Genomic DNA, 12,591 nt, shown 5'->3' with positions numbered 1-12,591 from the left:
CGGATCGTGACTGAAGACGAAAAGCCGCCAGAACATCCCGGGAATAATGTTGCCTCCCGGTTTCTTGGAGGATCGGCAGGCACTCGCGTGTCTGCCGGGTAACCGGTCGCTGTTATGAGTCAGAACAATCCGGATGCGTGGCCGGGTGCTGTTATCGGCACCATCGTTGCCATCCGGGGCGGTGTGGTGAGCGTCCGGTTTCCGGAGCCGGTGCCCCGTATTCGCGAGCTCTTGTACGCCGGCAAGATTGCTCTGGAGGTGGCCGCGCTCGAGGACAAGGGCGTGGTCCGTTGCATGGCATTGGCGCCAGTGAAGGGGCTGGGTTTGGGCATGCCGGTTCGGGCGACCGGTTCGTCGATCACCGTGCCGGTGGGTGATGCCATCCTTGGCCGCATGCTGAATGTGTTTGGTGCGCCTGTGGATAACAAACCGGCGCCGGCCACCAGTGAACGCCGCGCCATTCACCAGCTCCCGCCATTGCTGGAAGACCGTGTGGTCCGAAGCCAGATTCTGGAAACCGGTATCAAAGCCATTGATCTGCTGTCCCCCATCGAGCGCGGCGGAAAAACCGGCCTGTTCGGTGGAGCCGGTGTGGGAAAGACGGTGCTGATTACCGAATTGATCAATAACACCGTGCAGCAACACAAGGGCGTCAGTCTTTTCTGCGGCATTGGCGAACGGTCACGGGAGGCGGAGGAGCTCTACCGGGAAATGGGCGAGGCCGGTGTGCTCGATAACACCGTCATGCTGTTCGGGCAGATGAACGAGGTTCCGGGCGTCCGGTTCCTGATCGGTAAAACCGCACTGACCATGGCGGAACATTTCCGCGATGAACAACGCCGGGATGTGTTGTTGCTCATCGACAATATTTTCCGCTTTGTCCAGGCCGGCTCCGAAGTGTCCGGGCTGCTGGGCCGTATGCCCTCCAGGGTTGGCTATCAGCCGACACTGGCCACTGAACTGGCCGAACTGGAGGAGAGAATCACCTCAACCCGCAGTGCGGCGATTACCTCGGTTCAGGCCGTTTACGTGCCGGCCGACGATTTTACCGACCCTGCTGCCGCCCATATCTTCTCCCATTTGTCCGGCTCCGTGGTGCTGTCCCGTAAACGCGCCAGCGAAGGCTTGTACCCGGCGATAGATCCTCTGGCGTCGTCGTCAGTCATGCTCACGCCTTCAGTGGTCGGACAGAGACATTACGACATTGCCCGGGCGGTGCGCCGCACCCTTGCGGAATACGAAGAGCTGCGGGACATCATCGCCATGCTGGGTATTGAGGAGCTGTCGGCGGCTGACCGATCGACGGTTGCCCGTGCCCGCCGGCTGGAAAGATTCCTCACCCAGCCGTTTTTCACCACCGCGGCATTTACCGGTACCGAGGGCAAGCGTGTGACCATCGCCGAAACGCTCAGTGGCTGTGAAACCATCCTTGAGCAGACAGCCTTCGAGCAGAACGAAAGTGCGTACTACATGGTTGGCGCGCTGCCCGAGGCGGTGGCATGACTTTGGCGGCGGAGATGGACGTCTGCCTCAGGCTGCCGACCCGGGTGCTGTATCAGGGTATGGCCCGCAAGCTGTTCGCCGTGGCGGAAAACGGGGCGTTCGGAATGTTGCCCAATCACATTGATTTTGTCACTGCGCTGGTCCCGTCGGTGCTGATTCTGACACTGGCAGATGGCCGTGAGCAGATCTTCGGCATTGACGAGGGCATTCTGGTGAAAAAAGGCCACCAGGTCGATATTGCAATCCGGCGGGGGGTCCCGGGTGAGGATCTTGATTCGTTGCAGGAGAGCGTCCGGAGGAACTTTATCGAGGTGGATGAAGATGAACGCGTTGCCCGATCTGCCCTGTCCAGGCTGGAGGCCGGTATGGTACGCCGGTTTGCTGATCTGCAGCGGCCCAAGCCATGAGCCAGGGGCGTGGATCACCGGAGGACGATATCGGCCGTCGGGCAAAACGGATGAAGAAGGCCCGAGAGAATGCAGGCCTGAGCCCACTGCGCGGTTTGGGCGCTTTCGGCATGATCGGCTGGGCCATAGCGGTTCCGACCGTCGGTGGCGCCTTTCTCGGACTTTGGCTGGATCGCGCCATGCCCCAGGATTTCAAGTGGGTTATTGCGCTGATTCTGGGGGGTGTCGTCCTGGGCGGCTTTATCGCGTGGGCCTGGATCGGCAAAGAAAGCAGGGAAGATGAAGAGGATGATAATGATGATCGTTGACTGGCCGGGCGCGCTGATGGGCTTTGGTGTCGGTGTGGCGGCAAGCACTCTGTATTTTGCCGGCCTGGCAGTGAGTGTGCGTGTGGCAATGACCTCATCCCGCCCCACTGCGGTCCTTCTGCCCAGTGCCCTGGTGCGCATTGCACTGTTATTGGCGGTCGGGTGGCTGGTGACTGGCGGGGCCACCCTGGTTTGGGCTTTTGCCGGCTACGGCCTGGCGTTTTTTCTGGTGCGCTCCCTGGCCACCATGCGTGCTCGCATGCCGCGCCCGGAGGATGTCTGATGGAACTGACCCCCGATGAAACAACGCTGTTCACGATCTGGAACGTTGGGATCAACGAGACGGTCGCCAATACCTGGATCGTGATAATTTTACTGACGGTCGCATCCATTGCGATTACCCGCAATTTGCGGCCGGATGTGCCGCCGAATCGCTGGCGCACCACCCTCGAAGTGATTGTGACGGCCATCCAGAGCCAGATCGAGGAAATCTCACCGCGTGCCTCGCGCCATGTGCTCTATTTTTCCGGAACACTGTTCCTGTTCATTGCGTTTTCGAACCTGCTACTCGTCGTGCCGGGCTTCACGCCGCCTACTGCCTCGCTTTCCACCACCGCCGCCCTGGCTTTCTCAGTACTGATTGCAGTACCGCTGTTCGGGATTACCCGACAGGGCATCGGCGGTTATCTGAAAACCTACGTCCAGCCATCCGTCATTATGCTGCCATTCAATATCATCAGTGAGTTCTCTCGCGGCATATCCCTGGCTATCCGTCTGTATGGCAACGTCATGAGTGGTGCGGTTATCGCAGGCATCCTGCTGGGTGTTGCGCCGTTTTTTTTCCCTGTCGTGATGGACGTACTCGGATTGCTGACGGGCCTGATTCAGGCCTATATATTCGCCATCCTGGCGACGGTTTATATCTCATCGGCGACGGCCACCGCCAGCGCTGGACGGCCCTTGAGCAAGGAGAAAGACAAATGACAGATCTTGCACTTATTGCCGCGGTCTCGATTCTGACCGCTGGCCTGAGCGTGGCCTTTGGTGCAATCGGCCCTGCTCTGGGAGAAGGCAGGGCCGCAGCGGCGGCCCTTGCCGCCATCGCTCAGCAGCCGGATTCGGCATCGACACTGTCGCGGACCCTGTTCGTCAGCCTGGCAATGATCGAGTCCACGGCAATCTACTGTTTTGTTGTGTCGATGATCGTGCTGTTCGCCAATCCGTTCTGGGATCAGGCTCTGCAGGCCGCCCAGTCAGCTGCAGGCTGAGCCATGTCTGTTGACTGGGTTACGGTCGTTGCGCAGATTGGCAATTTTCTGGTGCTGGTCTGGCTGCTCAAGCGCTTTCTGTACAAGCCTATTCTGAACGGTATTGACGCTCGCGAGGCCGAAATCGCAACACAAATGGGTAAGGCGGAGGTTGCCCAAAAAAAGGCCGCTGCAGCAGAAGCCCGGTTTCTGGAACAGAAGCAGAAATTACTGGCCGATAACTCCGTTAATGCAGAGCGGGTTCGCGAGCAGGCGGAACAAGAGAAAGATGCCCTGCTGGCCGCCACCCGCGAGAAGCTGGAACGGGAAAAACAGGACTGGCAGGCGCACCTGGAGGCAGAGCGGGAAAGGTTCATCAGGGAGTTGCACCTGGCCAGCGCTGAAACCCTCTATCAGCTGGTCCGCCGGGCACTTCGTGATCTGGCGGATGAGGACCTGGAAGAACACATTGCGTTGAATGTGATCAGCAAGCTGAAGCCGATGTCGCAAGAGCTGATCTCAGCTGCTGATCATGCTGAACACGCCGTGGTCACTACTCATGCGCCTCTTCCGGAGAACACACAGGCAAAAATGAGGGCTTCGCTCGAGCGGCTGGCGCCGGGACTTCCCTTGAGTTTTACCACAGATGCCCGTCAGGCCCCGGGCCTGATTCTGCGTATTGGCAGTGTCCAGGTGGCCTGGACAGTCGACAGTTACACCGACGAGCTGATTGGTCTGTTGGCCGACCGGCTGGCCGCCGGTGGATCCGGCAGGGTAAACAATCATGGCTGAAGAACCGGCATTGATCCCGGCGAAGAAGTTTATTGGTGCCGTGCTGGACAGCCCGACCCCTTCACTGGCATTGACCGAAGTGGGCACGGTTACTGAGGTGGGAGATGGTATCGCCGTAGTGTCGGGTCTGGCCCGGGCTCTGGCCGATGAGCTGTTGGTCTTCGCGTCGGGCGTCCGGGGTGTGGTGCTTGATCTGGAGCCAGGCCGGCTGGGTGTTATCCTGCTTGGGCCTTCGGAGCGGGTGACGTTCGGGGAGGATGTCTGGCGTACTCACAAAGTGTTCAGCGTGCCGGTCGGGCCAGGCTTCATTGGCCGTATTGTCGACGCCACCGGAGAGCCCCGGGACGGAAAAGGCAGGGTGGCATCGACTGCGGAAAGACCGGTGGAAGCCAGTGCGCCGGGGATACTGAGTCGTGCCCCGGTCACCCGTCCCCTGGCCACCGGCATCAAGGCCATTGATGGCGCGGTGCCGGTCGGGCTGGGCCAGCGGGAACTGATTATCGGTGACCGGCAAACCGGCAAAACGTCCATTGCTGTCGATACCATTCTCAACCAGGCCCGCACGAACGTCCTCAGTATTTATTGCGCCATCGGCCAGCGCGGAGATGCGGTTGCCCGGGTCATTGAAACCCTGCGGCAAAGCGGTCAGATAGCCAACACCATCGTGGTCGCGGCCGGCGATGAGGACGCACCCGGTCTGGCCTACATCGCACCTTATGCGGCGATGACCATGGCCGAATACTTTTCAAATCAGGGGCGGGATGTGCTGGTCGTTCTCGACGACCTGACGCACCATGCCCGCTCTTATCGCGAACTGTCCCTGTTACTGCGCCGTCCGCCGGGGCGGGAAGCGTTTCCGGGTGACATCTTCTATGTGCACGCCAGGCTACTGGAGCGGGCAGGCCAGTTCACGCCGGAAGCCGGGGGTGGCTCCATCACCGCGTTACCCGTGGTAGAGACACAGGCGGAAAACCTGTCAGCGTACATCCCGACCAATCTGATTTCGATTACGGACGGCCAGATCTATCTGTCGCCTCGGCTGGTGCGCAAAAACCAGTTTCCGGCGGTGGATATCGGGCTATCCGTATCGCGGGTAGGGGGTAAGGCGCAGCACCCGGCATTCCGGGATGTGGCAGGCAATCTGCGTGTCACACTGTCCCAGTTTGAGGAACTGGAGGATTTTGCCCGTTTTGGTACCCGCCTGGATAATAACACCCGGGCCCGCCTGAACCGCGGGGCTGCCGTGCGCGCCGCGTTGCGCCAGCCCGAGCGGGATCCGGTGCCGGTGGTGGAGCAGCTTTTGATCCTGATGGCCGCAATGGAGGGGCTGTTCGACGACCTGTCCGAAAGCGAGATTGTTACCGCTATGGCCAGGATGCGCAAAGGCGTTGGTGACTCCCTTAAAGACGTTGCCGAGAGCATCAGGCAAAACCGTGCGCTGGAGGACGACGAAAAGGCCGCCATCCTGCAGGTGGCTCGTACTGCGCTGAAGTTGCCTGGAGAAGATGCCCGTGACCCAGACGCTTGAAACACTGTCCCGCCGCACCGCCACTCTCACCAGCATTCGCGGAATTGTTCACACCATGAAAACCATGTCCGCGATCAACGCGGTGCCTTATGAGCATGCGGCGAAGTCTATTGAGTCCTATCACCAGACCGTGCTGAGCGGTCTCCGGGCATTTGTTGCCAAAACCGGACCCATTGCGATGCCTGTCGCGGTGCAGGCTGAACAAATTCTGGTGGTGTTTGGCTCGGACCACGGCCTGTGTGGCAATTACAACGAGGTGCTTGCTTTGAAGGCAGGGACCGAGGCTTCGAACGCGGGGAGTGGCAACCGCGTATTGTGCGTCGGTTGCCGAATGAATGACGCCCTCAGCGATCAGGGGCTCAGCCCGGAAGTTACCTTCCTGCCCCCGGCGTCGGCCGATGGCATCGGGCGCCTGGCGAGTGACATCGTGACCCGGCTGGACGAGATCGGGGGCGGCGATGTGCACAACCGGATTGCCATTACCCTGGCGTTCACCCAGCGGGCCGGGAAGGGGCAGCGCGAACCGGTACTGATTCCATTGTTGCCGTTGGCGCCCTCGCTGCTGTCGGACGCCGGCCAGGTTGGCTGGCAGTCCCGGTCCCTCTCCGACTATACGATGCAGGCAACGCCGCTGCTTGCAGCGCTGCTGCGTAACCATATCTTTGCCAGTGTATTTCAAGCCTCTGCGGAAGCGATGGTCACCGAGAACGCGGCCAGGCTGGCATTGATGCAACAGGCTGAGCAGGCCGTCGATGAACGTCTTGAGGCGGTTGGAGGGCAGTTCAGGCTGGTGCGCCAGGATGAGATTACCAACGAGCTTATGGACATCATTATCGGTTTTGAGGCGCTGAAAAAGAGATCACCTGCGTTATGAGCAACCCTCGCATGTTTTCAGGGAAGATTGCTGATAACCTTTAATTATTAGCTAATAACCATTGTGTTATCCCGGAGGTGCATCATGGGGCGGATTGCTGCTGCAGGTTTTATAATAGCTCTGGGACTGTTGGCCGCAATGGCCCAGGGACAGGACAGCGATCGAGCGCCGATGACGGCGGTCGCAGAGCGCAGCGAGTTTCATGAAACCGTCCATCTTGATGGTGTTATCGAAGCCGTTCAGCAGAGCACGGTATCTGCCCAGACCAGTGGCACGGTCCAGAGCCTGCCCTACGATGTTGATGATTCGGTTGCCGCCGGTGACCTGATCGTCCAGCTGGAGGACAGTGAGCAGCGCTCCCGGTTGCGCCAGGCCCAGGCCGGGCTGGAAGAGGCGGAAGCGGCGCTCTCGGATGCGCAGCAGCGATTCCAGCGCATCGAGGCGGTGCACGAACGGGGGTTGGTGTCCCGCCAGGAGTTTGATCAGGCCCGCAACAATCTGGCTGCCGCCAGGGCCAGGATGGAGCATGCCAGGGCGGCGGTTTCCGAGGCACAGGAGCAGCTGTCCTATACTCGGGTGGTGGCGCCTTATGGTGGCATTCTCACCGAGCGCCACGTGGAGCTGGGTGAGTCCGTGAGCCCTGGCCAGCCCCTGCTCAGCGGGTTGTCCCTGGAGCAGCTCCGGGTCGTGGTTGAGCTGCCGCAGAAGTACGCGGAACTGGCCCGTACCGAGCGCCAGGCCCGGGTTACCCTGGCAGACGGCCGGGTGCTGGAAACCGGCGAGATGACCTTCTATCCCTACGCCAATCCACAAACCCATACTTTCCGCCTGAGAATGCGTTTGGATGAACCCGGCAGCTCCCTGTTTCCCGGCATGCTGGTGAAAGTCGGTGTACCGGTCACCAGTCGCGAGGCTCTCTGGGTGCCCGCCAGCAGCCTGATCCACCGTAGCGAACTGAGGGCGGTGTTTGTGCTTGATGATCAGGACCGACCCCGGCTCCGCCAGGTGCGTACGGGGGTCAGGGACAATGGCCGCTTAGAGATTCTGGCGGGCTTGAGCGACGGTGAACGGGTGGTGGCCAACCCCTCGGAGCTGGTTGGCAGTGATCGACTGAATCTTGTCACCGAGCCGGACACGGAGGCCAATCCGTGAGCCGGGCATTGCCGCCTGTGGGGCCATCCGGTGCCATTGCCCGGGTTTTCCAGAATAACCATCTCACGCCATTGCTCGCTATTCTGGCGATTATTCTGGGCATTCTGGCCGTGGTGGTCACCCCGAAAGAGGAAGAGCCCCAGATTGACGTCACCATGGCCGACATCATGGTGGCCTTTCCCGGCGCCAGCACCCGCGAGGTGGAAAGCGCCATTGCCACACCCGCCGAACAGGTGATGAGCGAGATCCAGGGCGTGAAGCATGTCTACTCGGTGTCGCGGCAGGGCCAGGCGGTCATCACCGTTCAGTTTGAAGTGGGCGTGCCCCGCCAGGAAGCACTGGTGCGGTTGTATAACCAGGTCTATTCAAACCAGGACTGGTTGCCAGCCAATCTCGGCGCGACTCAGCCGGTGATCAAACCCAAGGGAATTGATGATGTTCCGGTAATGACCCTGACCCTCTACGACCCGGTCAACGGACACACCGGCGAGGACCTTACGCGCCTGGCCCATATGCTGGAAGTCGCCCTGAAGCGGGTTCCGGGCACCCGGGATGTCTATACCACCGGCGGCATTCCTGACCGGGTCGATATCCGTTTTGATCCGGCCTTGCTGGCGGGTTTCAATCTGACCATCGACGATTTGCGCAACGCCCTGGCCGCTGCCAATACCAGCAGCCAGGAGGCCCGGGTTACCCGGAATAATCTGTCGATTCCGGTGCAGGTCGGCACTCTGCTGAAATCCGTAGAAGATGTCCGCCGCCTGGTGGTGGGCATGCACAATGGCTCGGCGGTGTACCTGGAGGATGTGGCCGACATCGGCCGGGGCGGTACCGTGGCTGATCAGAGCGTGATGACCGGTTTCGGGCCGGCCCACAAGGCCGGGAAAGCTGGCCAGCCCGGCGAAGTGTACCCGGCAGTGACCCTGGTCATCGCCAAAAAACCCGGTGAAAACGCGGTCAACATCACCACCGCCATTGAAGAGCGGCTGGCGCAGTTGCGTAATCGCGCGCTGCCGGAGGGGGTAGTGGTGCTGGTCACCCGGGACTACGGCGACACCGCCTCCCAGAAAGCCCGCAAGCTGATCACGGACCTGATCTCCGCGACCCTGTGCGTGGTGCTGCTGGTGCTGGCAGCCATGGGCTGGCGCCAGGCCCTGATTGTGGGTCTTGCCGTTCTGATTACCCTGTTGCTGACCCTGGTGTTTTCCTGGGCCTGGGGTTTTACCCTCAACCGGGTCTCCCTGTTTGCGCTGATTTTCTCCATCGGCATACTGGTGGATGACGGTATCGTGATCACCGAGAACATCAACCGCCGGATCCAGAATTCCCGGTGGCCGGTGAAAGACATTATTCCGGTAGCGGTAGACGAGGTGGGTACACCTACCATTATGGCGAGTCTGACCATCATGGCGGCGCTGATTCCCATGGCGTTCGTCAGCGGCCTGATGGGGCCCTACATGAGCCCGATTCCGATCAATGCTTCGGCGGGTATGGTGTTCTCCCAGATCGTTGCCTTCGTGGTAGCGCCCTGGCTGGCCTTCCGGTTACTGAAACACAAGAAGGGTGAGTTGGCCGCCGAAGCCGATGCGGCTTCCAGCTCTGCGGACGGCGTCAGCCCGTTGTCCCTGCGCATTTTCCGCACGGTGCTGGGCCCGTTCCTGGGTGATCACCCCTGGCGCCGACGCCTGCTTGGGCTGGGTGTGGTGGGGCTTACTATCGCCGCTGCGTCATTGCCGGTGTTCCTGGCCGTGATTCTGAAAATGCTGCCATTCGACAACAAGTCCGAGTTTCAGGTGGTGGTGGATATGCCCGAGCGCACCCCGATGGAGCAGACCCAGCGGGTGCTGATGGAAATGGGTAGCTACCTGGAAACGGTCGAGGAAGTGGCCAACTGGCAGAGTTATGCCGGCACGGCATCCCCCATCAACTTTAACGGCCTGGTGCGCCAGTATTACCTGCGCAGCGATCCTTACCAGGGCGATATCCAGGTCAACCTCAGCCACGAGGAAAACCGGGATCGCCAGTCCCACAACATTGCCCAGTCCTTACGGGCGCCGTTGACCGAGATTGGTGACAGGTACGGTGCCAGCGTGAAAATCGTGGAGGTGCCCCCGGGACCTCCGGTGCTGTCGCCGGTGGTGGCCGAGATTTACGCCGCGGAAGAAGCCCGCCGGGCGGAACTGGCCCGCCAGGTGGCAAAGGGTATGGCGGAAGTTGACGGGCTGGTGGATATCGACACCACTCTCGAAGCGCCGACACGGCAATGGGAAGTCGTGGTGGACCGGGACCGCGCAGCGCGGCTCGGGGTCTCCCAGGCCCAGGCCGTCGGTGCCTTGCAGACGGCTCTTGGCGGAACCAACGTCAGTTTCCTGCACGATGATCATGCCAAGTATCCGGTGCCGATCCGGGTGATTCTGGGGGAAGGGGACAAGGCTCAGCCATCGGTGCTGCTGTCCCTTAATGTGCGCAGTCGCACCGGTAATCTGGTCCCGCTGGCAAGCATTGCCGAGGTTCGGGAAGCGGACTGGATGGGAGCCATCTATCACAAGGACCTGCTGCCGGTGACCTACGTCACAGCCGATATGGCCGGTGAGACCGACTCACCCCTGTATGGCATGTTTGACATGGTGGACCGCCTGAACCAGCAGGAAGGCGCTCCGGAGCAATACTTTATCGATCAGCCACCGCTGCCAGAAAAAGGCACCCTGAAATGGGGCGGTGAGTGGCAGATCACCTATGAAACCTTCCGGGATATGGGCGCCGCCTACAGTGTGGGCATATTCATGATTTTCGTGCTGCTGGTGGCGCAGTTCCGGTCCTACCTCCTGCCGCTGGTCATCATGGCGCCCATCCCGCTGACGTTGATCGGGATCATGCCCGGCCATGCCCTGCTGGGGCGCGAATTCACTGCCACCAGCATGATCGGCATGATTGCCCTGGCCGGCATCATCGTGCGCAATTCCATCCTGCTGGTGGTGTTTATCCGGCAACTGATCGAGGAAGGCGTGGAACTGGACGAGGCCGTGGTGCTGGCCGGCGCGGTGAGGATCAAACCGATTGCCCTGACGGCCATCTCGGCGATGGTGGGTGCTTACTTCATCCTGAACGATCCGATATTCAACGGTCTGGCCATTTCGCTGATCTTTGGTCTGGCCATGTCCACCTTGCTGACCGTCCTGGTGGTGCCGTTGCTTTACTACACGCTGGCCCGCTGTAAATGGGTTTAACGGGAGGGTCGGGGTCGTGCCCGGCCTCGGGCCCAGAGAATCAGTGGTGACGAGTTCATTATTTTACTGCCGGATCTTGCCAAAACCGAAGATGCCATCAGCGTCGTGGAAACCGTCATCACCGAAATTGCAGCCCCCTACTATCTGGACTCTGAAACCATTCATCTCACCGCCAGTATTGGAATTTCGGCCACAGAGGGCAATATTGATAAACCCATGAGTCTGTTACAGCAGGCAGACCTGGCGATGTACCAGGCGAAACAACATGGCCGCAGCTCCTACCGATGGTATTCTCAGGAACTCAATGAGGAAGCCAGCTATCGCGTTGAGTTGCGTAATGAGCTTCAGAATGCCATCGACCATGAACAGCTCTCGGTGTATTACCAACCGCTGGTCGATGCCCGCTCCGGACGAATTCGCAACGTTGAGGCGCTTGCTCGCTGGCAACACCCGACCCAGGGGCTGATCTCTCCCGCCGACTTTATACCGCTCGCGGAAGAAACAGGGCAAATCAACGCGCTTGGTGAGTGGATCCTCAAAAAGGCCTGTCGCGACGCTGTGCATCTGCATGCGCAGGGCTTCCGACAGTGCTCGGTCTCGGTCAATGTGTCGCCGATCCAGTTACGCAAGGACGGTTTTATCAATACCGTTGCTGACGCGCTCCGGGCCTCGGGTCTTCCTTCAGAATGTCTGGAACTGGAAGTGGTTGAGTCCGTGTTGCTTATGGACACTGACCAGGTGATCAGCACGCTCCATGCCATTCGGGAACTCGGCGTTCATATTGCCATTGATGATTTCGGCACGGGTTTTTCCAGCCTCAGTTACATCAAGCTGTTACCGGCGAACAAGATCAAGATCGACCGTGCCTTTGTTAAAGATGTTATCGAAAACAGGAGTGATGCCGCGATCACCCAGGGCGTGATATCCATGGCACATCACCTGGGCCTTGAAGTGGTTGCCGAGGGCGTAGAAACCGAGGCTCACGCGGCCTTCTTGCGGAAAAATCAATGCGACCTCCTACAGGGATTTGCCTTTGCGCGTCCGATGCCGTTCGACGAGCTGGTCACGTTTATGACAAAGCGTGCGTCTGACAATAAAGGCGAACTTGGCTCGGAAGTAAGCATTCAGCAAAAACCGACACTGCTGTTGCTCGATGATGAGCCGAACATTCTCAAAGCGCTTACCAGAGTGCTTAAGCGCGATGGCTACCGAATCCTTTCTACCACAAGCATTAAAGAAGCCTTCAGTCTGCTTGCCACCAACGACGTTCAGGTTATCGTCTCTGACCAGCGCATGCCGGAAATGTCAGGGACCGAGTTTCTCAGCGAAGTAAAGGCCATTTATCCGGGTACCGTCCGTATTGTACTGTCGGGTTACACTGACCTGAAGTCAGTGACGGACGCTATTAACGAAGGGGCCATATACAAGTTCCTGACCAAGCCGTGGGACGACGTACAAATTCGCGAACATATTCAGCAGGCGTTTCTGTACTTTCGTGCGGCCCAGGAATAAGGCGTGCAAAAGCCTTATTCAGCCAGCAAACCCAGTCGTCA

Annotated in this window: 12 protein-coding genes and 1 pseudogene; all 13 read left to right on the top strand. The window is 59.8% G+C overall.

Annotated features, from left to right (window positions below; genetic code table 11):
• Positions 1-114: 114 nt before the first annotated feature.
• The 13 genes and pseudogenes from atpD to F6Y09_RS16045 all read left to right on the top strand — a co-directional run bounded on the left by atpD (position 115) and on the right by F6Y09_RS16045 (position 12,550).
• The gene (gene atpD, locus F6Y09_RS16100) at positions 115-1,503 is read left to right on the top strand and encodes a F0F1 ATP synthase subunit beta (protein ID WP_152207970.1); all 1,389 of its coding nucleotides are present in this window, start codon (positions 115-117) and stop codon (positions 1,501-1,503) included.
• Entirely contained in the window at positions 1,500-1,910 is a 411-nt protein-coding gene (locus F6Y09_RS16095; RefSeq protein ID WP_152207969.1) for an ATPase, read from the top strand. Before atpD ends, F6Y09_RS16095 begins: the two co-directional genes overlap by 4 nt.
• Entirely contained in the window at positions 1,907-2,218 is a 312-nt protein-coding gene (locus tag F6Y09_RS16090; RefSeq protein ID WP_152207968.1) for an AtpZ/AtpI family protein, read from the top strand. Before F6Y09_RS16095 ends, F6Y09_RS16090 begins: the two co-directional genes overlap by 4 nt.
• A complete protein-coding gene (locus tag F6Y09_RS16085) occupies positions 2,205-2,501 on the top strand; it encodes an ATP synthase subunit I (RefSeq protein ID WP_246180569.1) in 297 nt (98 codons plus the stop codon). Before F6Y09_RS16090 ends, F6Y09_RS16085 begins: the two co-directional genes overlap by 14 nt.
• Positions 2,501-3,202 carry a F0F1 ATP synthase subunit A gene (locus F6Y09_RS16080; protein ID WP_152207967.1) on the top strand — a complete coding sequence of 234 codons (702 nt, stop codon included), beginning with the start codon at positions 2,501-2,503 and terminating at the stop codon, positions 3,200-3,202. The genes F6Y09_RS16085 and F6Y09_RS16080 overlap by 1 nt, the downstream gene beginning before the upstream one ends.
• The gene (locus tag F6Y09_RS16075; RefSeq protein WP_152207966.1) at positions 3,199-3,486 is read left to right on the top strand and encodes a F0F1 ATP synthase subunit C; all 288 of its coding nucleotides are present in this window, start codon (positions 3,199-3,201) and stop codon (positions 3,484-3,486) included. The genes F6Y09_RS16080 and F6Y09_RS16075 overlap by 4 nt, the downstream gene beginning before the upstream one ends.
• A gap of 3 nt (positions 3,487-3,489) precedes the next feature.
• Entirely contained in the window at positions 3,490-4,257 is a 768-nt protein-coding gene (locus F6Y09_RS16070; RefSeq protein WP_152207965.1) for a F0F1 ATP synthase subunit B family protein, read from the top strand.
• Complete coding sequence (locus F6Y09_RS16065) at positions 4,250-5,785, top strand: F0F1 ATP synthase subunit alpha (protein WP_152207964.1); 1,536 nt, start codon at positions 4,250-4,252, stop codon at positions 5,783-5,785. Before F6Y09_RS16070 ends, F6Y09_RS16065 begins: the two co-directional genes overlap by 8 nt.
• Complete coding sequence (locus F6Y09_RS16060; RefSeq protein WP_152207963.1) at positions 5,769-6,659, top strand: F0F1 ATP synthase subunit gamma; 891 nt, start codon at positions 5,769-5,771, stop codon at positions 6,657-6,659. The genes F6Y09_RS16065 and F6Y09_RS16060 overlap by 17 nt, the downstream gene beginning before the upstream one ends.
• Positions 6,660-6,743: 84 nt before the next feature.
• Positions 6,744-7,811 carry an efflux RND transporter periplasmic adaptor subunit gene (locus F6Y09_RS16055; protein WP_152207962.1) on the top strand — a complete coding sequence of 356 codons (1,068 nt, stop codon included), beginning with the start codon at positions 6,744-6,746 and terminating at the stop codon, positions 7,809-7,811.
• On the top strand, positions 7,808-11,038 hold the full coding sequence (locus F6Y09_RS16050) for an efflux RND transporter permease subunit (RefSeq protein ID WP_152207961.1): 3,231 nt from the start codon (positions 7,808-7,810) through the stop codon (positions 11,036-11,038). Before F6Y09_RS16055 ends, F6Y09_RS16050 begins: the two co-directional genes overlap by 4 nt.
• Positions 11,039-11,068: 30 nt before the next feature.
• Positions 11,069-11,311: pseudogene (locus tag F6Y09_RS20725) on the top strand (diguanylate cyclase domain-containing protein); the annotation flags it as partial.
• On the top strand, positions 11,285-12,550 hold the full coding sequence (locus F6Y09_RS16045; protein ID WP_281348228.1) for an EAL domain-containing protein: 1,266 nt from the start codon (positions 11,285-11,287) through the stop codon (positions 12,548-12,550). The pseudogene F6Y09_RS20725 and the gene F6Y09_RS16045, both read left to right, overlap by 27 nt.
• The last annotated feature ends 41 nt before the right edge of the window (positions 12,551-12,591 follow it).

It is taken from the genome of Marinobacter changyiensis (assembly GCF_009193265.1).
GTDB lineage: Bacteria > Pseudomonadota > Gammaproteobacteria > Pseudomonadales > Oleiphilaceae > Marinobacter > Marinobacter changyiensis.
The sequence above is the reverse complement of the archived record's forward strand: the minus strand, read 5'-3'. Positions and strand labels throughout refer to the sequence as shown.